Source organism: Streptomyces sp. NPDC019443 (genome assembly GCF_044389785.1).
Taxonomy (GTDB): domain Bacteria; phylum Actinomycetota; class Actinomycetes; order Streptomycetales; family Streptomycetaceae; genus Streptomyces.
The window spans coordinates 142951-163844 of record NZ_JBIRYJ010000013.1 but is presented as its reverse complement, the minus strand read 5'-3'; the positions used below and the strand labels follow the sequence as shown (position 1 = coordinate 163844).

The following is a 20894-nucleotide window of genomic DNA, read 5'->3' as shown; positions in this document are numbered from 1 at the left end:
CCTCTTCCCTTACTTCGCAGCCGCGAGCTCGGCGGCCTTGTCGGCCGCGCCGTCCATGGTGTCCACGCGCTGCACGAGCGGGTGGTTGGCGTCGGAAAGGATCTTGCGACCCAGCTCCGCGTTGTTGCCGTCGAGGCGCACGACCAGCGGCTTGGTGACGTCCTCGCCCTTGGACTTGAGCAGCGCCAGGGCCTGCACGATGCCGTTGGCGACCTCGTCGCACGCGGTGATGCCACCGAAGACGTTGACGAAGACGGACTTGACGTCCGGGTCGCCGAGGATGATCTCGAGGCCGTTCGCCATGACCTCGGCGGAGGCGCCGCCGCCGATGTCGAGGAAGTTGGCGGGCTTCACGCCGCCGTGGTTCTCACCGGCGTAAGCGACGACGTCGAGGGTCGACATGACCAGACCCGCGCCGTTGCCGATGATGCCGACCTCGCCGTCGAGCTTGACGTAGTTGAGGTTCTTGGCCTTGGCGGCAGCCTCGAGCGGGTTGGCTGCATCCTTGTCCTCGAGCGCCGCGTGCTCGGGCTGACGGAAGTCCGCGTTCTCGTCGAGCGAGACCTTGCCGTCGAGCGCGATGACTCGGCCGTCGGCGACCTTGGCCAGCGGATTGACCTCGACGAGGAGCGCGTCCTCGGCGATGAAGGTCTTCCACAGGGTCACCAGGATGTCGGCGACCTGGTCGGCGACATCGGCCGGGAACTTCGCGGCCGCGACGATCTCGCGGGCCTTCTCCAGGTCGACACCCTCGTTGGCGTTGACCGGGATCTTCGCGAGGGCCTCGGGGTTCTCCTCAGCGACGACCTCGATCTCCACGCCGCCCTGGACGGAGGCCATGGCCAGGAAGGTGCGGTTGGTGCGGTCGAGGAGGTACGAGACGTAGTACTCCTCGGCGATCTCAGGCGCCGTCTCGGCCAGCATCACCTTGTGGACCGTGTGGCCCTTGATGTCCATGCCGAGGATCTGACCGGCCTTCTCGACCGCGTCGTCCGGGTCGGAGGCCAGCTTGACGCCGCCCGCCTTGCCGCGGCCGCCGACCTTCACCTGCGCCTTGACGACCGACCGGCCGCCGAGACGCTCGGTCACCTCGCGCGCCGCCTCAGGCGTGTCGATGACTTCACCGGCCAGCACCGGTACACCGTGCTTGGCGAAGAGGTCCCTCGCCTGGTACTCGAACAGGTCCACGCGCGTCCGTCCCTTTTCTGATGATCGCGGTTCGTTGTCTGCGTGGGCGTGCCGCGAAGGGCAACGTGACTGCGCTGTCACAAGGGAGGCGTACACGGTGTCCGTGGCCGCGGCATGTCCGTCTCGCAGGTTATCCCCGTGGGCCGTAGGTCCCTAAATCGCAGCTCACACCTGGGCGGTGATAACAGTCACAGATCGCACCCGGTGGCTGTGCCGGAAACGGAACCGGGCGGTCCCCACCCCAATGAGGACCGCCCGTGGAGCTCCGTAGAACCGCGTAACTTCCGACCCGCCTGTCAGATGTTCTGCGTCATACGTTCTGTGTCAGATGCCCTGCGTCAGTTGCGACGCGTAACCCGGAGTGACAGAGGAAGCCGCGCCCTGGATGCCGGAAACGGCGTTGCCGGCGAGCGGGGCCGCGGTGACCGTGCCGGTCAGGTCCTGCGCGAACGGCTGGACCCCGGAGACCACACCGCCCGCGAACGGCGTCACGTCGCCGACGACACCGTGCGCGAGGGAGCCGGCGCTGCCGCCGACGCCGTACGCGACCGGCGCCACGTGGTCGACCAGGGTGTGGACGAGCGGCTGGACCGAGCCGACGACACCGCCCGCGAAGGGCTGGACGTCGGAGACCACACCGCCGGCGAACGGCTGGACCTCGCTGACGACTCCGCCGGCGAACGGCGTCACGTCGGCGGCCACGCCCTGGGCGAGGCCGCCGACGTCACCGACCGCCTGACCGGCGACCGGGACGACGCCGTTGACGGCCCGGCCCGCGATGGGCGGCAGAACGTCCTGAGCGGCGGCGTCGACGACCGGAGTGGCGTCGGCGACAGCACCCTGGGCCTGGTACTGGGCCTGGGCCGGGGCCTGCTCCAGCTCGTGCGCGAAGGCCGAGAGCGGGCCGAAGAGGTAGTCGATCTCGCCCTGGACGTCGGTGCGGGCAGCGGACTGGGCGTTGCCCTGGGCCTGAGCGGCGGTTCCGGCGGCGGTGCGCTGAGCCTGCGCGGCCGTGCCCGTCGCCTTGCCCTGGGCCTGGGTGACCGCACCCGTAGCGGTGCGCTGAGCCTGCGCAGCCGTGCCCGTCGCCTTGCCCTGGGCCTGGGTGACCGCACCCGTAGCGGTGCGCTGAGCCTGCGCAGCCGTGCCCGTCGCCTTGCCCTGGGCCTGGGTGACCGCACCCGTAGCGGTGCGCTGAGCCTGCGCAGCCGTGCCCGTCGCCTTGCCCTTGGCCTGGGTGACCGCACCCGTAGCCGTGGAGCGCACGTCGGAGGCGGCACCCGTGGCGTCCTGGACGGCGTCGGCCGCCTGGTCGGGCGTGGAGAGCGGTACGGAGACGTGCACCTCGTCGGCGCTGGCCGCGGCGGTGCCGATGGCCCACATGCCGCCGGCCGTGGCGGCGACAGCTATAGAACGGCGAATATTCTTGTGCATGCTTGAGTCGAATCCTTCGAATGAGTTCGGCTGTCCGGAACTGTCCGGTTGGCGGGCAGACCTGTCCCGCCCCCGCGCGGCAGGTCTTGAGCGGGGAAAGGACTGCCCTAGCCGGGGAATTCGAGGATGTCGCGGGGTCGTTCGCGAGTCGGCGCATCCGCCGCCGCCCGGACCGCACCGGAGACGAGCGCGTACGGACTGTCGTACGCACTCACCGCCGCGGGCTGGTCTCCCGTACGCGGGACATGCGTCTCGGTGGACTGCTGCAGCGCGCCGGGCGTGGAGTTGCAGGGCGTGCCGGGGACTTGAGCGGGCGCGGGTGCCGACGCGGGCTGCGCGTGCGGGACTTCACCCAGGTGCCGGCCGAGCGCACCGTCGTACTCACCGGCCGCGCCGACCGCGGCAACGGTCGCGCCGGACGGCCGGGCCGGGTCCGCCTCGCCCGAGGAGGGCTTGGCCGTGACCCCGCCCGGGGACTCGTCCACGAGCCGGTCGGCGGGACCTTGCGGCTGTCCGGGGTCCGTGCCGCCGCCGGCAGACGGCGGCGGCACGGGAAGGAAATCGCCCGGTGTGCCGGTCACCGGTTCGATCACCGGCCCGACGACATCCGCCACAGTGCCCGCGGCCGGCTGAAGACCCTCGTGTACGGATCGCACCGGCGCAACGGACGTCGCCGCGTCGACGGAGTCCGTTGCCGCGCGCCGCAGTTCCCGCGCCGGGACCGGCCGGGCCGACGCCGGGTCGCTCACCTCGGTGTCGGCGCGCGCCTGGGAGCTCGGCGCCGGATCCGGCAGCTCGGCCGCCTGCGCCTGTCCGCCGTAGAGGAAACCGACCGTCAGCAGGCCCCCGAGGAACAACATCACCCGCAGCGCACGCCGCTCGCCCGCTGCCCGGCGCAGTGCGCACAGGACAGCAGCAGAACGAGCAGCTGCGGCAGTCACGGTGAAGGAGCCTTCCCGAGGTTGGCGGAAGTGGACCTTCCGCGGGGATCGGGACGATGCTCGCCGAGTCGCCCGGGTCGGCGCAAGTCCTACGTTACTGATGGGTCACCATGTCCGGTATGGGCAGTGGACGCTTCTCGATCGCCGCCGCCATCACATCCGGGAACAGGTCCGGCGTACATGCGAAGGCCGGTGCGCCCAGCGCCGCGAGAGCCGCGGCGTGCTCCCGGTCGTACGCGGGTGTCCCCTCGTCGGAGAGCGCGAGCAGCGCCACGAACTGCACGCCCGACGCCTTCATCGCCGCGACCCGCTTCAGCATCTCGTCCCGTATGCCGCCCTCGTAGAGGTCGCTGATCAGTACCACGACGGTGTCGGCGGGGCGGGTGATCTGCGACTGGCAGTACGCGAGCGCCCTGTTGATGTCGGTGCCGCCGCCGAGCTGGGTGCCGAACAGGACGTCGACCGGGTCGTCGAGCTGGTCGGTGAGGTCGACGACCGCGGTGTCGAAGACGACGAGGCGGGTGGCGATGGAGCGCATCGACGCCAGGACCGCGCCGAAGACGGATGCGTAGACGACGGAGGCCGCCATCGAGCCCGACTGGTCGATGCAAAGGACCACGTCCTTCTTCACTGACTGGGACGCCCGGCCGTATCCGATCAGCCGCTCAGGGACGACGGTGTAGGCACCTTCTTTTTCAGGAATCGGCAGATAGTTCTTGAGGTTGGCCCGGATGGTGCGGTTCCAGTCGATGTCCCGGTGGCGCGGCCGGTTGATCTTCGCCGAGCGGTCGAGCGCACCGGTGAGGGTGGACCGGGTGCGGGTGGCGAGCCGCTTCTCGAGGTCGTCCACCACTTTCCGTACGACGGCTCTGGCCGTCTCCTTGGTCGTCTCGGGCATCGCCTTGTTGAGGGAGAGCAGCGTGCCGACGAGGTGGACGTCCGCCTCGACGGCCTCCAGCATCTCCGGCTCCAGCAGGAGCGTGGACAGGCCGAGCCGGTCGATCGCGTCGCGCTGCATGACCTGGACGACGGAGCTGGGGAAGTACGTACGGATGTCGCCGAGCCAGCGCGCGACGGACGGCGCGGACGCACCGAGCCCGGCCGAACGGTCGCGTCCGCCCTGGTGGTTGCCGCCGCCGCTGCCGTAGAGGGCGGTGAGGGCGCCGTCCATCCCCGCGTCCGTCCCCGCGAGCGCGCACCCGGTGCCGTCGGCGGACTCCCCGCCGAGCACCAGCCTCCAGCGCCGCAGCCGCTCGTCGTACTCGGTCCCCGTCATCGGGCCACCCCCGCAAGGTCGTTGTCGTCGATTCCGAGGAGCAGCTGGAGCACCGGCAGCACCGCGTCCGCCCGCGACTCGTCGAGGCCGGGGCCGAATCCGGGCATCGTGGGCGCGGCGTGCACCGGACCGGATGCCGCCGCGGGTCCGCGCCGGACCAGCTCGCCCAAGGTGCGGCGGACACCCGATTCGTACGCGGAGAAGGTGCGGCGCAGCAGCGGCAGTACGTCGGTGAAGGCGTTCGCGGGCACGCCGGTCAGCCAGGTGTCGACGAGTGTGAGCAGGCGCTCGTCGTGGACCAGGAGCATCCCGCCCCCGGACGCACCGCCGACGAAACCCTCGATCCAGGCGGCCGCTTCGGCGGGCGGCGTGCCCGGTGAGAGCGCGAGGGCCATGAGCCGCGCGGCCTCGTCCTCCGCGAGCCGCCCGTCGTCCAGCAGCAGCCGGGCGGCCCGGCCGCGTATCACCCCCGGCACGGTGTCCCGGGCCGCGAGCCGGTGCAGTACGGAGCCCCAACGCTCGCCCAGCTCCCGCGCCTTGGGCAGCAGCCCGATCGCTGTGTGCACCCCGTCCAGATGGCCCCGCATCTCGGCCGCGCCGTCCGCGTCGAGCCCGGCGCACGCGGGCGGCAGGCCGACGCAGATGCGCTCGGCGAGCCCGGCCGCCACCTCGCCGAGCGCGGCCGTGTCGGTGGACCGCACGTCCCCGTACCGCAGGGAGCGGGCCAGGGCGGGCAGCGCCTGGGCGAGATGGCCGACGTCGGTGTCGAGGGCGGCGCGGTCGGCGAGCGCCTTCATCACGACGGGGAGCGCGTCGGGCAGTTCGGCCAGCAGGCACTGCTCGGCGAGCGCGGTGACATCGGCGAGGGCGGCCGCGGCCACGGCTCTGTTCTCGGCCTTCGCCGTGGCCGCGGAGAGCACCGTCGTACCCCAGACCCCTGCCTCCGCGACCCGCACGAACAGCTCGGGCTCCCAGCGCAGCCGCCAGCTCTCCCGGAACGTGCCCGTGCTCCCCCGCCCCGTGACGGGCTCGCCCCAGCCGATGGCCAGCAGCCGCAGCCGGTGCAGCAGCCTGCTCTTCGCCGTGTCGGTCTCCTTGCGCAGATCGAGGTCCAACTCCCGCTCCAGCGCCTCCGGTTTGAGCCGCAGGCTGCGCTGGAGCCGGCTCAGGTCGCGCTGCAACGGCACGGCGGGCGCGGCGTCCGGCACCTCGCCGAGCACGTCCCCGACGATCAGCCGGTCCCGTATGAGGTCGAGCGGCACGTCGGAGCCGTCGCACATCACGGCCCGGATCGCATCGGTAGTCTCGGTCAGTCCCGCGAGCGGACGGCCGCGCATGGCGGCGAGCGTGTCGGCGAGCCGGACAGCCTCGATGACATGGGCGGACGAGACCATCCGGTCCTCGTCCCGCAGCAGCCCGGCGACCTTGGTCATCCAGCGCTCGACGGGCCGGTCGGGCGCGCCGAAGAGATGGCCGTACCAGCCGGGCGAGTCGATCCCCGCGCCGTACCCGCTGTGCCGGGCGAGCCTGCGGTGCGTCCAAGGCACCCAGGTCATCTCGGTTTTGACCTTGGGCAGGCCTTTGAGGAGGGCCTTGTCGGCGGCCACGGTGGACTTCGCGGCGAGCGCGGGCACGTGCCAGGCGCCGCAGACGACGGCGACGTCGTCCCCGAACTCCTTGCGCGCGGCGCGCAGTTGGATCCGCATGTGTGCCTCGCGCGCGAGATCGCGTTCGTGCCCGCCGTGTCCGTACATCTCGCGCAAGGCGGCCATGGCTTCACCGAGCGCCACGAAGGGGGCGCGGGGGTCGGCACCGTGGGAGCGGAGTGCGGGCGCGACCTCAGGGCGGGGCTCGTCCCCGGACCCGGCCCCGGACCCGGCCCCGGACACGGACGCGTGCCGGGACGGGGCCTCGGCTGCGGACCCGCGGTGCTCGATGACGTCCTCCCACCAGCGCTCCGGGTCGTCGTACCCGGCGGTTTCGGCGAGGACCGCGATGGGATCGATGCGTACGCCGCTCGCCTCGCCGCCCGGCGTCAGGACGGGCTCCTCCGCCGACTCAGGCCGTGCAGGAGCCGGCTCCCGCTGAGCCTGGTCCTGCTGAGCCTGGTCCGCGCCCGATGCCTCGTCCGGCTCCGGCCGGGCAGCGTCCGCGTCTCGGGCCTCCTCCTCGGCCGCCAGCGCCAGCGAATGCGCTGCCGGGAGGTCGATGAAGCGCACCGGCACCCCCCGGGCGAGCGCCCAGCGGATCGCCACCCACTCCGGGGAGAACTCGGCCAGCGGCCAGAACGCCGCCCGCCCCGGGTCGTCCACGGCATGCGCGAGCAGCGCGACCGGCGGGCGCATCTGCTCGTCCGCCGCGAGCGCGAGCAGCGCGTCTCCCTCGGGCGGCCCCTCGATCAGGACCGCCGGTGGCAAGGCCGCCTCGAGCGCGGCCCGCACCGCCCTCGCCGAACCCGGCCCGTGGTGACGGACGCCGAGCAGCAAGGGCCCGGTCATGCGCTCACCTCGCGGCAGGCGCGGTAGAAGTCCTTCCAGCCCTCGCGCTCACGGACCACCGTCTCCAGGTACTCCTGCCAGATGACCCGGTCCGCCGCCGGGTCGCGGACGACCGCGCCGAGAATGCCGGCCGCCACATCGCCGGGCCGCAGCACGCCATCGCCGAAGTGCGCGGCGAGCGCGAGACCGCCCGTGACGACGGAGATCGCCTCGGCCGTGGAGAGTGTGCCCGAGGGCGACTTGAGCTTGGTGCGGCCGTCGGCCGAGACGCCGTCCCGCAGCTCCCGGAAGACAGTGACCACCCGGCGGATCTCCTCGAGCCCCTCCGGCGCGGCCGGCAGATCGAGCGAGCGCCCTATCTGGTCGACGCGCCGAGACACGATGCCGACCTCGTCCTCGGGCGTCGCGGGCAGCGGCAGCACGACGGTGTTGAACCGGCGGCGCAGCGCGCTGGACAGGTCGTTGACCCCGCGGTCGCGGTCATTGGCCGTGGCGATGAGGTTGAACCCGCGCACCGCCTGGACCTCCTGCCCCAACTCAGGGATCGGCAGGGTCTTCTCGGACAGGATCGTGATCAGCGAGTCCTGTACGTCCGCGGGGATACGGGTGAGCTCCTCGACCCGAGCGGTCATGCCCTCGGACATCGCGCGCATGACGGGGCTGGGCACAAGCGCGTCCCGGCTGGGGCCGTGGGCGAGCAGCTGGGCGTAGTTCCAGCCGTAGCGGATCGCCTCCTCGGGCGTGCCCGCCGTGCCTTGCACGAGCAGCGTGGAGTCGCCGCTGACGGCCGCGGCGAGATGCTCGGAGACCCAGGTCTTGGCGGTGCCCGGCACGCCGAGGAGCAGCAGCGCCCGGTCGGTGGCGAGTGTGGTGACGGCGACCTCGACGATCCGGCGCGGCCCCACGTACTTGGGCGTGATCGCCGTGCCGTCGGGCAGCGTGCCGCCGAGCAGATAGGTGGCGACGGCCCACGGCGACAGCTGCCAGCCGACCGGCCGCGGCCGGTCGTCGGCCGCGGCAAGCGACTTCAGTTCCTCGGCGAATGCGTCCTCGGCATGCGGTCGCAGAGCCTCGGCCCCGGTGGCTGCGCCGGTGGTCGCGCCGGTTTCGGACACGGTCATGGATCCCCCTCCAGATCGTTCGACCCGATGTGGGATCCACCGTGCACCATGCCACTGACAATCGGCTGTCGCCGCAGGTCAGGACCTCAATGGCCAGGATTCGCCGGGGAGTTGCGGGAGCTACTCCACGATCGGGGAGACCGCGATGCAACCGGCCGCGGCAGCCAGACCCGCACCCTTCTCCTCCTTGATGACCTTGCCCTTGTACGTGATCTTGCAGCTGACCTCGGAGCCGGTGATGTCCGCGGCAACCGGCATGACCGCGGGCGGCATGATGCCGCGCAGCGTGACCGTCTTCTTCCACGGCAGCGTGGGCTTCTGCACCGTCTCGATCTTCGGCTCCGTCGCCTTGCCGCCACCGCCGTGGAAGTCGATCGAGTCGACGTTCTTCCCCGTGACCTCGTACGTGACTTCGTACGTCTCGTTCGTGGCCTTGTCGACGGCGTCGACGGCGTCGGAGCAGGCGGAGAGGCCGAGCGTGAGGCCGGAGACAGCGACGGCGCAGACGGCAGCGCGGATGGTGCGGTTCATATGGAATCCCCCCGGATCCTGAGGCTGAGGCTGAGCCCCCCAGCCAATCACAAGGGAAAGGTAGGGCCAAGACGCTGTCGGGCGCGCGAATCCGCAGGTCAGGACCGATTGTCAGTGGTGGCCCGTAGCGTCTTCAGCATGCTGCGATCTAACGGGGAAGAACCCCCGAACCCCCCTGAGCAGGGGGTGCGCTGGACGCCGGATCAGGTGCTTGCACTGGCTCCTGACGACGCGTCACGCAGGGCGGGAAACAAACTCGGCACGGCCGGGCCGTGGTCCGGTGCGGGCAGCAGCGGCTCGGGGGCCGTGTGGGGCCAGTGCAAGGGCAGCGGCAGCAAGCCGTACCAGACGGTCGTCGACACCACGGGCCCGGCCTACAAATGCAGTTGCCCGAGCCGGAAGTTCCCGTGCAAGCACGCGCTGGGGCTGCTGCTGCTCTGGGCGGCGGACGAGGGCACCGCACCGGTCTCCACCACGCCGGACTGGGCCGAGGAGTGGCTTGAAGCGCGCAGAAAGCGCGCCACGGACAAGGAACAGAGCGACGCGGGGGCGGGACAGCCCGCGAAGGCCACCGACCCCGAGGCGGCCAGGCGCCGGGCCGAGCGCCGGGCGGGGCGGATCACCACGGGGGCCACGGAGCTGGAGCAGCGGCTCACGGATCTGCTGCGCGGCGGCCTGGCCGCGGCCGAACAGAGGGGGTACGAACTGTGGGAGGAAACCGCGGCTCGCATGGTCGACGCTCAGGCACCCGGGCTGGCGGGCCGGGTGCGGGAGTTGGGCGCGATTCCGGGCTCGGGGCCGGGCTGGCCGGTGCGGCTGCTGGAGGAGTGCGCGCTGATCCATCTGCTGGACGAGGCGTGGCTCGGGCTGGAGAAGCTGCCGGACCCGTTGGCCGCGACGGTCCGCACCCGGGTCGGCCTCACCTCGCCCGCCGAGGGACCGCCGGTCCGGGACGACTGGCTGATCCTGGCCCAGTACGACTCCTCGGACGGGAAGATCACCACGCGCCGTATATGGCTGTACGGACACGGCTCCGGGCGTACGGCACTGCTGCTCTCCTTCGGCGCGGCGGGCCGCTCTCCGCAACAGGCGCTCCCGGTGGGGCTGATGATCGATGCCGAGCTCACCGCGTACACCGGCGCGGGGCAGCTGCGGGCGGACCTGGGCGAGCAGTTCGGCGCGCCCGTCCCGATCGGGTCCCCGCCGCCGGGTGGTCCGGCCGCGGCGGCCCTCGACGCATACGGCAAGGCTCTGCGGGACGACCCCTGGCTGGACTCCTGGCCGTTCACGCTCAGCGGCGTCATTCCCACCCAGGTCGGCGAGGGGTGGCAACTGGCCGACGCCGACGGCGAGTCCGCGCTGCCCATCGCGCCCGGCGCGCTCTCCCGCCCCGGGCTGTGGAAGCTCGTGGCGCTCTCCGGCGGTGGCCCGGTCACCGTCTTCGGCGAGTGCGGCCACCAGGGCTTCACGCCGCTCGCCGCCTGGGCCGCCCGGCCCGAGGACGCCACGGGTCCGGCCGAGACGATCCCGCTCATCTGAACGTACGGAGGACGTCATGACCAGCACCGCCAGTACCTCACCCTGGGAAGAGCTCGTCACTTCGGCCCTGCTCGGCACCGACCGCCGTACGCCGCCGGATGCCGTGCTGTCCCCGGGCAAGGACGCGCCGGTCGCGCTGTTGGACGCGGCGGCGGTCCAGACCGTACGGCGCAGGGCGGGACTGCTGCCCGCGCCCGCCGCCGACCGGCCGGAGCCCGCGCCGCACGACGCCCGCCCGCAGCTCCCCGCGCCCGCCCGGCGCCGGCTCGCCCAGTTGCTGGCCGACCGGTCCGCCCCGTCGCACGCGGGAGGACGACGGGGTACGGCACCCGATCTCACCGAGCTGCTCCCCCAGTGGCTGGCCGCGGCCAACGAACACGGGTACCAGGCACCGCCGTCCGTACTGCCCACTCTGCTGGACGCGGCCCGTGCTCGTACGGATCTGCGGCCGCAGGCCCTCACTTTCGCGGGGCCGCGCGGGCTGTGGCTGGCCCGGCTCAACCCGGAGTGGAAGTTCGCGCTGCGCGGCGCGTCCGGAAGCTCTGTGCTGCCGGACGCCGGTGACGCCGAGGCGGTCCAACGGCTTTGGGAGGAAGGACTGTTCGCCGAGCGGGTCGCGCTGCTGGTGGCGGTGCGGGTGCACGATGCGGGGGCGGCGCTGGCGCTGCTGACCGCGACGTGGGCTACGGAGCGGGCCGAGGACCGGCTGATGTTCCTCGACTCTCTGCGTACCGGACTGTCCGACGCGGACGAGTCGTTCCTGGAACAGGCCCTGTCCGATCGCAGCCGCAACGTCCGTGCCACCGCGGCCGAACTCCTGTCGGCGCTGCCGCACTCCGCACTCGCCGGGCGGATGGCGGCGCGGGCGGCGACGTGCGTCAGCCTGGACCGCAGTGGCGACGGCGACGCGGCGGTAGGCGTGGAGGCGCCGCACGAATGCGATGCGGGCATGCAGCGCGACGGGGTGGCGCCGAGCCCGCCGACGGGACGGGGCGAACGGTCCTGGTGGCTGGGCCAGTTGGTGGAGGCGGCCCCGCTGTCCACCTGGCGGGGGCGGCTCGGCGGGCGTACGGCGCAGGAGATAGTCGCGCTGCCCGTCGCCGACGGCTGGGGCGAGGAGCTGCACGCGGCGTGGTGCCGGGCGGCGGTGCGGCAGCGGGACGCGGAGTGGTCCCGCGCCCTGCTCGGGGCGCCGGGCAACCCGCCGGACACCGGCCCCGGCACGTCGTCCCTCGCCGAACGGGCGAAGCTGCTCGCGACGCTGCCGGACGGTGAACGGGCGGTGTGGGTCGCGGAGTTCATCGCGGCGCACGGCCTGTCGGAGGCGTTCCAGCTGCTCGGCGTCTGCGCGGTGCCGTGGGGGGAGCCGCTCGGCCGTTCGGTGGTGGACGCGCTGGACATCGCGCGCGATGCGGGGAGTTACCCCTGGAGCTTCAGCGGGGTGATGGGCCTGGCGGAACGCTGCCTGGACCCGGCGGAGGCGAGCCGGCTGGAGCTGCTGACGGCGACGCCGGACGAGACGGAGGGGGCGTCGCCGGGGGCGGGGGGGTACTGGTCGGAGGCGTTTCAGCGGCTGGTGTCGACGTTGCGGTTGCGGGCGGCGATGCGGGTGGAGCTGGGGGGTGTGTGATCCCCCACCCCGCCCCTTCCCGAATCTGGGGGCTGACGCCCCCCGGCCCCCCGGGCGGGGGGGGTGAGGTAGGCGTGGGGGCTTACGCCCCCAGGCCCCCGGAAGCGGCAGCTTCGCGCCGCGCCCGGCCCCAGGCGCAGTGCACGGGCACCGCGTCACCCCCGGTGCCGCCCGGACGGCGTGGGGCGGACGCAGGGAACGAGCCTGCGTCCCCGCCCGGCGCCGCCGTCAGGCGCCCGCAGGGCCACGGGGCCGCGTCACGCGCGTCGGAGGGCGTCAGGCATCCGCGGTGCCGGCGGAGGGAGGAACCGGGCGCTGCTCCCGTCCGGCGCCGCTGGACGGGGTCAGGCCACCGCAGGTTGGCGGACGCAGGGCACGGGCGCCGCGTCATGCCCCGGCGCCGCTGGACAGCGTCAGGCACCAGCGGACCGGCGGACGCAGGAACGGGCAGGACATCCCCGCCAGGCGCCTTGGTCGGGCGCCCGTAGTGCACGGGGCCGCGCACGCCCGGTGCCGCCCGGACGGCATCAAGCGGACGCAGGGAACGGGCACGGCATCCCCGCCAGGCGCCGCCGTCAGGCGCCCGCAGACTCCCCACCCGGCGGCGTCGTCAGGCGCCCGCAGGGCACGGGGGTCGCGTCTCGGCCGGTGCCGCCCGGACCGCGTCGGGCGACCGCAGTCCCCCACCCGGCGGCGTCGTCAGGCGGTGTCAGGCGCCCGCGGGCTGGCGGACGTTTGCGTTGACCCAGTCAACGATCGACGCCGTCGTCGCGCCCGGGGTGAAGATCTCCGCGACGCCCTTCTCCTTCAGCGGCGCGATGTCCGCCTCCGGGATGATGCCACCGCCGAAGACCTTGATGTCCTCCGCGTCGCGCTCCTTCAGCAGCTCGATGACCTTCGTGAAGAGCGTGTTGTGCGCACCGGAGAGGATGGACAGGCCGATCGCGTCGGCATCCTCCTGGATCGCCGTGTCCACGATCTGCTCGGGGGTCTGGTGGAGACCGGTGTAGATGACCTCCATGCCCGCGTCACGCAGCGCCCGCGCGATCACCTTGGCCCCGCGATCATGGCCGTCGAGCCCCGGCTTGGCCACCACCACGCGGATCGGACCAGTCACACCCATCACTGCCTCCACCTACCGACTGCGCCGCCCTGGGCACGGGTCCCGAACCGCAGCGGTCCGGGGAAGTGAACGAACGTTATCTCCAGCATCCCGCAACCCGCCGTTTCGCGGCCGATAGCGAGGGGGAAATCACACATGGGACAACTTAGCTATGCGTCGTACCCGCACCACGCGGCACACACGCAGCACCGCACCACCGCGGGAACGATCGCTACGGGAGCCGCTCCAGGGTTCGTAGCCCCGTGCCGTCAGCCGCGCGGCACGGCGTTACGACCTCTTCGGTACTGGCCCAGCACGGGCACAGGGCCTGAGTGGCGCCCACGAGGGCACACGGGGGACGGAGCCGTCCTCCAGCGTGCCGTACGGGAGGTCGGCCATGAAGGCTTTTCCCTTCTTTCCGCTGTGTCTGCGCCCCGTGCGACACCTACAAATACCGGCCGTGCTGCTGCGCGCCGCCACCCTCGAGCTGGCCATCCTCGCCGGGCATCTGCTCCTCTACCCCGCCGGCCTCGTCCCGGAGCGTCGCGAACCCGACCCGGCCCCCGCCCCAGGACCGAATCCCCAGCTCCCGACGCCCGGCGCGGACCGCCCGCCTGCCGTGCTCCTCCATGGCTTCGTGGACAACCGGTCCGTGTTCGTACTGCTGCGCCGCTCCCTCGCCCGGCACGGCTGGCGGCACCTCGAGTGCCTCAATTACTCCCCGCTGACCTGCGACATCCGCACCGCCGCCGAGCTGCTCGGCCGGCACATCGAGGAGATCTGCGCGCGTACGGGCCGGTCCGAGGTCGACATCGTCGGGCACAGCCTCGGCGGCCTGATCGCCCGCTATTACGTACAGTGCCTGGGCGGTGACCACCGGGTACGCACGCTCGTCACCCTCGGCACCCCACATTCGGGCACCAGCGTCGCCCCGCTCGCCAGCGCGCACCCCATCGTGCGCCAGATGCGCCCCGGATCCGCCGTGATCGAGGAGCTGCGCATGCCCGCGCCCGGCTGCCGCACTCGCTTCGTGAGTTTCTGGAGCGATCTCGACCAGCTGATGGTCCCGGTCGAGACGGCATGCATCGACCACCCGGACCTCATCGCTCAGAACGTACAGGTCAGCGGAATCGGGCATCTCGCGCTCCCGGTCCACCCGGCCGTAGCGGCCGGCATCCGGCAGGCCCTGGAGTCGAGCCAACCCGCGACGGGCACATCCGGCGCCGTCTCCGTCGCCTGATTCGGGCTCGACGGCGCGCGCCACCACGCCCAGCCCCGGCAGACCGGGTAACGAAACGTCGAACACCTTTCGAACATAGAGCCAAAGCTGTGCCCACAGTCCGCCGAAAGGCATCCGAATGCCCGTTTCCTGATTGCCTAAAACCTGCCGAAGATTGTCGCCGTCGCATACCGCCGGGTACAGTCGCGCCACTGCTTTCCCACTGGGACCCCTGCGCTCCACGGCCCCAGAACCCAGGTCCTGCTGCCGAGGCGAGAGAGAAGTTGGTGAACGACCAGCACGCCCACGCCGGGTACGACGGCTACTCCACTGGCAGCTTCGACACCGACCCGCTCTTCGGTGCGCTTCCCGGCAGTTACGAAGCCGGCCACAGCGGCCAGTACGACACCACCCAGTGGGACACCGGGTCGCACCAGACCTCCGGTTACGACGTCTACGCCGCGCAGCAGGCACAACAGCCGCAGCAGGCGCAGCAATTCCCGCCGTACGAGACTCACGCGCAGTACGACGGCACCGCCCAGTACGGCAGCACCGGCCAGTACGACTCCACCGGCCAGTACGACACCACCGGCCACTACGACGCCGCCGCGGTCCAGTACGACACGACGGGCCAGTGGGACGCCGGCGCGTGGAACCAGACCGCGCAGACGGATCAGTACGAAACCGCCGCGGCCACGTTCGCGTACGACACCACCGGACAGTGGACGGCGCCCGCCTTCGACACCGGCACATACGACGCCACCGCCTGGAACACTGGCGCGGAAGCCGTCGTACCGCACGTACCGCAACAGTTCACGCCGGAGCATGAGTTCATCCCGGACCAGGACTTCAGCCCTGCGGCGCCCGCCGACCTCACCACAGAATTCCAGCCGGAGTTCCAGTCGGACCTCACGTACGAGTACGAGGAGTACCAGTACGAAGCCGAGCCTGAACCCGAGGCCCAGCCCGAGGCCGAGGCCGGACTCGAAGCGGAAGCCGAAGTCGAAGCGGAAGCCGAACTCGACGGCGAATACGAACTCGCGCCGGAACCCGAACCCATCGCCGCCGCGGTCATCCCCCGCCCCGTCCGCCGTTCCGGCGGGTCCCGCGGCCGTCGCCGCACCCCCGCGAAACGCTCCGCGCTCCTCACCGTCGCTGTGCCCTCCGCGTGTGTGATGGGCGTTGCCGGCATCGCCGCCGCCTCCGTCGGCAGCCTCGGCACCGGCGACACCAAGGGCGACAGCAACGTGGAGGCGGCCGATCCGTCCTCCCCCAAGGCGATCGCGGCCAACAACAAGATGGACACGCAGCTCGCCGCCCTCAGCGCCGACGCCCGCGACTTCGGCGACCGCGCGTCGCGCACCCAGGAACGCCTCGACCTGAAGGCGCGCCAGGAGGCGGAGAAAAAGAAGCGCGAGGAAGAGGCCAAGCGCCGCGAGGCGTTGCGCCCCAAGTTCGTACTGCCGGTGAACCGGGAAGGCCTGAGCGCGTACTACGGCCAGGCCGGCGTCAACTGGATGTCCGTGCACACCGGCATCGACTTTCCGGTGTCGTACGGCACCGAGGTGATGGCCGCGACCGACGGCACCGTCCGTACGCAGTGGAACAGCGCCTACGGCAACATGGCCATCGTGACCGCCTCCGACGGAACCGAGACCTGGTACTGCCACCTCAGCAGCACCAAGATCCGCTCCGGTTCGGTCAAGGCCGGTGACGTCATCGCATACTCGGGCAACTCGGGCAACTCCACCGGACCGCACCTCCACTTCGAGGTACGGCCCGGCGGCGGCTCGGCGATCGACCCGCTGCCGTGGCTTCGCAGCCACGGCCTCGACCCGACGTAAAAGCGCCGATCAGAGCTCGGTCCGAGCTCGATCAGAGCTTTTCGACCGGCGCGTACCGCAGCAGCAGGCGCTTCGGCTTGGTGTCCCCGAAGTCGATCGTCGCCTGCGCGTCCGCACTCGACCCCGTCACCTCCACCACGGTCCCCAGGCCGAACTGGTCGTGCGTGACCCGGTCTCCGACCGCCAGCGAGATCACCGGCTTGTCGGTCGTACGCCGCGTGGCGAAGCCCGAAGCACCGCCGCCCGCGCGTGAGCGCGAGGACGAGAGCGACGAGGCGATGCCGGACGTCGGACCGGCGGGCGCGGCCATCGGACCGGTCCGCTTCCACTGCAGGTGCTGCCCGGGGATCTCCTCCAGGAAGCGCGAGGGCGGGTTGTACGAGGGCTGGCCCCAGGCGCTGCGCATCGACGACCGCGTCAGATAGAGGCGCTCGCGGGCGCGCGTGATGCCGACGTACGCCAGCCGCCGCTCCTCCTCCAGCTCCTTCGCCTGGCCGAGCGCGCGCATGTGCGGGAAGACGCCGTCCTCCATGCCGGTCAGGAACACCACCGGGAACTCGAGGCCCTTCGCCGTATGCAGCGTCATCAGCGTGATGACGCCGGAACCGTCTTCGTCCTCGTCCGGGATCTGGTCGGAGTCGGCGACGAGCGCGACCTGCTCCAGGAACTCGGCGAGCGTGCCCGCGCCTTCCTCCTCGGCGCGGTCCTGCTCGAACTCCAGGGCTACGGCGGCCAGTTCCTGCAGGTTCTCGATACGCGTCTCGTCCTGCGGGTCGGTCGACGCCTGCAACTCGGCGAGGTAGCCGGTCCGCTCCAGGACGGCCTCGAGCACGGTGGCCGGTCCGGCGCCCGACTCGACGACCGTACGCAGCTCCTCCATCAGCACGTTGAACCGCTTGACGGCGTTGGCGGAGCGGGCCGCCATGCCGTACGCCTCGTCGACGCGGCGCAGCGCCTGCGGGAAGGTGATCTTCTCGCGCAGCGCGAGCGCGTCGATCATCGCCTCGGCTCGGTCGCCGATGCCACGCTTGGGGACATTGAGGATGCGGCGCAGCGGGACATTGTCCTCGGGGTTGGCGAGAACTCGCAGATACGCGAGGACGTCCCGGACCTCCTTGCGCTCGTAGAAGCGCACTCCGCCGACGACCTTGTACGGCAGCCCGACCCGGATGAAAATCTCTTCGAAGACACGGGACTGGGCGTTCGTACGGTAGAAGATGGCGACGTCGCCGGCCTTCGCGTCGCCGGCGTCCGTCAGCCGGTCGATCTCGTCGGCGACGAACTGCGCCTCGTCGTGCTCGGTGTCGGCGACATAGCCGGTGATCTGCGCGCCGGCGCCGGCGTTGGTCCACAGGTTCTTCGGGCGGCGGCTCTCGTTGCGCTCGATGACGGCGTTGGCGGCGGAGAGGATCGTCTGCGTCGAGCGGTAGTTCTGCTCGAGCAGAATCGTCGTCGCGTCCGGGTAGTCCTCCTCGAACTGGAGGATGTTGCGGATGGTCGCGCCGCGGAAGGCGTAGATCGACTGGTCGGCGTCGCCGACGACGCAGAGCTCGGCCGGGTCGTCGTCCGGGCCCGAGGGACCCACCAGCTCGCGTACGAGCGTGTACTGAGCGTGGTTGGTGTCCTGGTACTCGTCCACCAGGACATGGCGGAACCGGCGCTGATAGTGCTCGGCGACGTCCGGGAACGCCTGCAGCAGATGCACCGTCGTCATGATGATGTCGTCGAAGTCCAGCGCATTGGCCTCGCGCAGCCTCGCCTGGTACATCCGGTACGCCTCTGCGAGCGTCTTCTCGAAACCGTCGACCGCCTGGTCGGCGAAGGTCTCCTCGTCGATCAGCTCGTTCTTGAGGTTCGAGATCTTCGCGCTGAAGGACTTCGGCGGGAACTTCTTGGGATCGAGTTCCAGATCACGACAGACCAGGGCCATGAGGCGCTTGGAATCGGCGGCGTCGTAGATCGAGAACGACGAGGTGAAGCCGAGCCTCTTGGACTCCCGGCGCAGGATCCGGACGCAGGCGCTGTGGAAGGTGGAGACCCACATGGCGTTGGCGCGCGGGCCGACGAGGTGCTCGACGCGCTCCTTCATCTCGCCGGCGGCCTTGTTGGTGAACGTGATCGCCAGTATCTGGCCGGGGTGGACGCTGCGGCTGCCCAGCAGATACGCGATCCGGTGGGTCAGCACCCGGGTCTTGCCGGACCCGGCCCCGGCGACGATCAGCAGCGGCGAGCCGGTGTGCACGACGGCGGCACGCTGCTGTTCATTCAGCCCCTCGAGCAGGGCGGCGGGGTCCACGACCGTGCGCGGAGCGCCGTCACGGTGGTACGGGTCCCGGGCCGGGGGGACGTCGTAGGCGCCCTGGAAGAGATCGTCAGGGATCTCCTCCGGGGCCGAGTCCTCGGGCGGCGGCGGGTGGTGCTCCGCGCTGGGCTGGAGGTCCGCCAGGAAGCTGTCGTCAAAGAGGCTGCTCATCGCTCTACGAGTCTAGGCCGCCGCACTGACAGCTCGCCGCCGCATTGGGATACCCCGGACGATGCACAGGACGTTTCGACGGCCGATTCGAGGGCGATTCGACCGGCGATCGACGCCGCGACTCTCCGTCATCGGCCTATACCATCGGGTCATCATTTGGGGGCGCCGGTTCACCGATCGCCAAGGTCACGAAAATGTATCGGACATTTCGAACATCAACCTTCACAGCAGCCGCACGAGTTGGCTAGCGTGCTCCCCCAAGGCGGCCCGTACCCCCATGGCGATCCACGCCAATCGGGCGGCCTGCGCCGAATTCGGGCTTTCCACAAGGGAGTTCGGAACCGGGGACCCACCATGCACAACCGGGGTGAATCGGACCGCGCCTCACTCGGTCCGTAGGGCGATCTTCCGTTCCGCCCGAACCCGACAGCTAACCCGGTAGGCGGTCCACGGAAGAAGGAGATGCCGGCCTTGGCGTCGCATCGCAAAACGCGAAGTCGAACCGTAAAGTCCTCCCCCGCCGTCGGGTTCACGACGGCAGCCCTCGCCTCCGTCACGCTGTTGTCGACGCAGAGCGCCAATGCCGCACCCGCCGAGCCGAAGCCCTCCGTCGAAGAGGTGCAGAAGAAGGTCGACGACCTGTACCGGCAGGCCGGCACGGCGACCCAGAAGTACAACAAGGCCAAGGAAGCGACCGAGGAGAAGCGCCGCGAGGTCGACGAGCTCCTCGACGACGCCGCCAAGCGCACGGACAAGCTGAACGAGTCGCGGCGGGAGCTCGGCACCTACGCGGCCGCGCAGTACCGCACGGGCGCGGTCACTCCGACCGCCGCGCTGCTCTTCGCGGACAGCCCGCAGGCGTACTTCGACCAGACGCAGCTGATGGACCGGATGACCGACCGTCAGCGCAGTGTGATCGACGACTACGAGACTCAGCGGGCCGCGGCCGCCGAGCAGCGCGCGGAGGCGACGAAGAGCCTCGAGTCGCTCACCCGCTCCCAGCAGGCCCTGCGCACCAGCAAGCAGGACGTCCAGGCGAAGCTCGCCGAGGCGCGCACGCTGCTGTCGAAGCTGACGGCCGAGGAGAAGGCGCGGCTTGCGGCGATCGAGCGCGAGAAGGAAGAAGAGGCCCGTCGCAGGGCCGAGGCCAAGGCCAAGGAGGAGGCGGAGGCCCGCGCGGAGGCCGAGCGCCGGCGCCAGGAGCAGGAGCAGAACCAGGGCGGCGACACGGGCACGGACACCGGGTCGGACACCGGCTCCGGTTCCACGGGCGGAGCCACGTACGCGGCGAAGGCGGAGAAGGTCCTCTCCTTCGCCCGCTCCCAGATTGGCAAGCCGTACGTCTGGGGCGCGTCGGGCCCGAGCTCGTACGACTGCTCGGGACTGACCCAGGCCGCCTGGAAGGCCGCGGGCGTGGACCTGCCGCGCACCACCTGGGACCAGGTGAAGGTGGGCGTGCGGGTCGAGACGAAGGATCTGCTCCCGGGTGACCTGGTCTTCTTCTACGACGACATCAGCCACGTCGGCATCTACATCGGCGACGGCAAGATGATCCACGCGCCCAAGCCGGGTACGAACGTCCGCGAGGAGTCGATCTACTACATGCCGATCTACGGCAGCGTGCGCCCGGCCTGAGACCGCTCAGCGCACGAACGCCCGGGGCCGACTTCGGCGCCCGGGCGTTCTCATGTCCGGCTCACGTCCAGAGCGTCGCGATGAAGATGTTCGCGACCGCCAGCCCGCCCACCGCGCCGAACAGCGCCTTGTCCACCTTCTCCTCGTCCCGCTTGACGTACACCAGGCCCAGGATCACAACCAGCACCGCCAGCTTGATGCCGACCTTCAGGTTGTTCACCGGCTGGTCGTCCGCCTGGTTCAGACCCACCAGTGCCACGCCCGTGATCAGCATGGTCAGCGCGCCGTGCAGCATTGCCGGGGTGAAGCGGGCCGTTCCCGCGCCCATCGCCTTCATCTGGGTGAGGAAGCCGCCGAGCAGCGACGCGATGCCGATGATGTGCAGGGCGACGAAGACATTGATGAGTACGTCCATGTCGCGGAGCCTAACCCTCCCCATAGCACCGATCTCCAGGCAGGTATG

At 71.2% G+C, this 20894-nt stretch carries 15 protein-coding genes and 1 riboswitch; of the genes, 5 read left to right on the top strand and 10 right to left on the bottom strand.

What is annotated here, in order from left to right:
• Positions 1 to 9: 9 nt before the first annotated feature.
• From sucC to ACH492_RS31065, 7 genes are all read right to left on the bottom strand, one after another.
• Positions 10 to 1188 (bottom strand): ADP-forming succinate--CoA ligase subunit beta, encoded by a 1179-nt coding sequence (gene sucC, locus ACH492_RS31095; RefSeq protein ID WP_356222746.1) that lies wholly within the window; start codon positions 1186 to 1188, stop codon positions 10 to 12.
• A gap of 324 nt (positions 1189 to 1512) precedes the next feature.
• On the bottom strand, positions 1513 to 2622 hold the full coding sequence (locus ACH492_RS31090; RefSeq protein ID WP_398991321.1) for a hypothetical protein: 1110 nt from the start codon (positions 2620 to 2622) through the stop codon (positions 1513 to 1515).
• A gap of 107 nt (positions 2623 to 2729) precedes the next feature.
• On the bottom strand, positions 2730 to 3563 hold the full coding sequence (locus ACH492_RS31085) for a hypothetical protein (RefSeq protein WP_398991319.1): 834 nt from the start codon (positions 3561 to 3563) through the stop codon (positions 2730 to 2732).
• 94 nt (positions 3564 to 3657) lie between these two features.
• Positions 3658 to 4839, bottom strand: coding sequence for a VWA domain-containing protein (locus tag ACH492_RS31080; protein WP_398991317.1), 1182 nt, complete (start codon positions 4837 to 4839; stop codon positions 3658 to 3660).
• Positions 4836 to 7337, bottom strand: a complete 2502-nt coding sequence (locus ACH492_RS31075) for a DUF5682 family protein (protein WP_398991315.1) — start codon at positions 7335 to 7337, stop codon at positions 4836 to 4838. Before ACH492_RS31075 ends, ACH492_RS31080 begins: the two co-directional genes overlap by 4 nt.
• A complete protein-coding gene (locus tag ACH492_RS31070) occupies positions 7334 to 8458 on the bottom strand; it encodes an AAA family ATPase (protein ID WP_398991313.1) in 1125 nt (374 codons plus the stop codon). Before ACH492_RS31070 ends, ACH492_RS31075 begins: the two co-directional genes overlap by 4 nt.
• Before the next feature lie 120 nt (positions 8459 to 8578).
• Positions 8579 to 8989, bottom strand: a complete 411-nt coding sequence (locus tag ACH492_RS31065) for an MmpS family transport accessory protein (protein ID WP_398991311.1) — start codon at positions 8987 to 8989, stop codon at positions 8579 to 8581.
• 138 nt (positions 8990 to 9127) lie between these two features.
• Between ACH492_RS31065 and ACH492_RS31060 the strand changes: the two genes are divergently transcribed.
• Positions 9128 to 10528, top strand: a complete 1401-nt coding sequence (locus ACH492_RS31060) for an SWIM zinc finger family protein (protein ID WP_398991309.1) — start codon at positions 9128 to 9130, stop codon at positions 10526 to 10528.
• Between the two features lie 16 nt (positions 10529 to 10544).
• Positions 10545 to 12158 (top strand): DUF5691 domain-containing protein, encoded by a 1614-nt coding sequence (locus ACH492_RS31055; RefSeq protein ID WP_398991308.1) that lies wholly within the window; start codon positions 10545 to 10547, stop codon positions 12156 to 12158.
• Positions 12159 to 12867: 709 nt separating this feature from the next.
• Here the strand turns inward: ACH492_RS31055 and ACH492_RS31050 are convergent.
• Positions 12868 to 13281, bottom strand: coding sequence for a cobalamin B12-binding domain-containing protein (locus ACH492_RS31050; RefSeq protein ID WP_398991306.1), 414 nt, complete (start codon positions 13279 to 13281; stop codon positions 12868 to 12870).
• Between the two features lie 376 nt (positions 13282 to 13657).
• On the opposite strand from ACH492_RS31050, the gene ACH492_RS31045 reads away from it, so the two are divergent.
• Both ACH492_RS31045 and ACH492_RS31040 read left to right on the top strand, forming a co-directional pair.
• Entirely contained in the window at positions 13658 to 14500 is an 843-nt protein-coding gene (locus ACH492_RS31045) for an esterase/lipase family protein (RefSeq protein WP_398991304.1), read from the top strand.
• 266 nt (positions 14501 to 14766) lie between these two features.
• The gene (locus ACH492_RS31040) at positions 14767 to 16323 is read left to right on the top strand and encodes a M23 family metallopeptidase (RefSeq protein ID WP_398991302.1); all 1557 of its coding nucleotides are present in this window, start codon (positions 14767 to 14769) and stop codon (positions 16321 to 16323) included.
• Positions 16324 to 16354: 31 nt separating this feature from the next.
• Here ACH492_RS31040 and pcrA read toward each other — a convergent pair whose 3' ends face one another.
• The gene (gene pcrA, locus ACH492_RS31035; protein ID WP_398991300.1) at positions 16355 to 18796 is read right to left on the bottom strand and encodes a DNA helicase PcrA; all 2442 of its coding nucleotides are present in this window, start codon (positions 18794 to 18796) and stop codon (positions 16355 to 16357) included.
• A gap of 296 nt (positions 18797 to 19092) precedes the next feature.
• A riboswitch (cyclic di-AMP (ydaO/yuaA leader) is annotated at positions 19093 to 19256 on the top strand.
• Positions 19257 to 19258: 2 nt separating this feature from the next.
• Between pcrA and ACH492_RS31030 the strand changes: the two genes are divergently transcribed.
• Positions 19259 to 20431, top strand: a complete 1173-nt coding sequence (locus ACH492_RS31030) for an NlpC/P60 family protein (RefSeq protein WP_398991298.1) — start codon at positions 19259 to 19261, stop codon at positions 20429 to 20431.
• Between the two features lie 61 nt (positions 20432 to 20492).
• On the opposite strand, the gene ACH492_RS31025 is transcribed toward ACH492_RS31030, so the two are convergent.
• Positions 20493 to 20846 carry a hypothetical protein gene (locus tag ACH492_RS31025; protein ID WP_398991296.1) on the bottom strand — a complete coding sequence of 118 codons (354 nt, stop codon included), beginning with the start codon at positions 20844 to 20846 and terminating at the stop codon, positions 20493 to 20495.
• Positions 20847 to 20894 lie beyond the last annotated feature (48 nt).

Coding starts and splice junctions, on each gene's coding strand:
- ACH492_RS31065 (WP_398991311.1), bottom strand. CDS start 8,989: ATGAACCGCACCATCCGCGCTGCCGTCTGCGCCGTCGCTGTCTCCGGC.
- ACH492_RS31055 (WP_398991308.1), top strand. CDS start 10,545: ATGACCAGCACCGCCAGTACCTCACCCTGGGAAGAGCTCGTCACTTCG.
- pcrA (WP_398991300.1), bottom strand. CDS start 18,796: ATGAGCAGCCTCTTTGACGACAGCTTCCTGGCGGACCTCCAGCCCAGC.
- ACH492_RS31090 (WP_398991321.1), bottom strand. CDS start 2,622: ATGCACAAGAATATTCGCCGTTCTATAGCTGTCGCCGCCACGGCCGGC.
- ACH492_RS31045 (WP_398991304.1), top strand. CDS start 13,658: ATGAAGGCTTTTCCCTTCTTTCCGCTGTGTCTGCGCCCCGTGCGACAC.
- ACH492_RS31070 (WP_398991313.1), bottom strand. CDS start 8,458: ATGACCGTGTCCGAAACCGGCGCGACCACCGGCGCAGCCACCGGGGCC.
- ACH492_RS31060 (WP_398991309.1), top strand. CDS start 9,128: ATGCTGCGATCTAACGGGGAAGAACCCCCGAACCCCCCTGAGCAGGGG.
- ACH492_RS31080 (WP_398991317.1), bottom strand. CDS start 4,839: ATGACGGGGACCGAGTACGACGAGCGGCTGCGGCGCTGGAGGCTGGTG.
- ACH492_RS31025 (WP_398991296.1), bottom strand. CDS start 20,846: ATGGACGTACTCATCAATGTCTTCGTCGCCCTGCACATCATCGGCATC.
- ACH492_RS31030 (WP_398991298.1), top strand. CDS start 19,259: ATGCCGGCCTTGGCGTCGCATCGCAAAACGCGAAGTCGAACCGTAAAG.
- ACH492_RS31075 (WP_398991315.1), bottom strand. CDS start 7,337: ATGACCGGGCCCTTGCTGCTCGGCGTCCGTCACCACGGGCCGGGTTCG.
- ACH492_RS31050 (WP_398991306.1), bottom strand. CDS start 13,281: ATGGGTGTGACTGGTCCGATCCGCGTGGTGGTGGCCAAGCCGGGGCTC.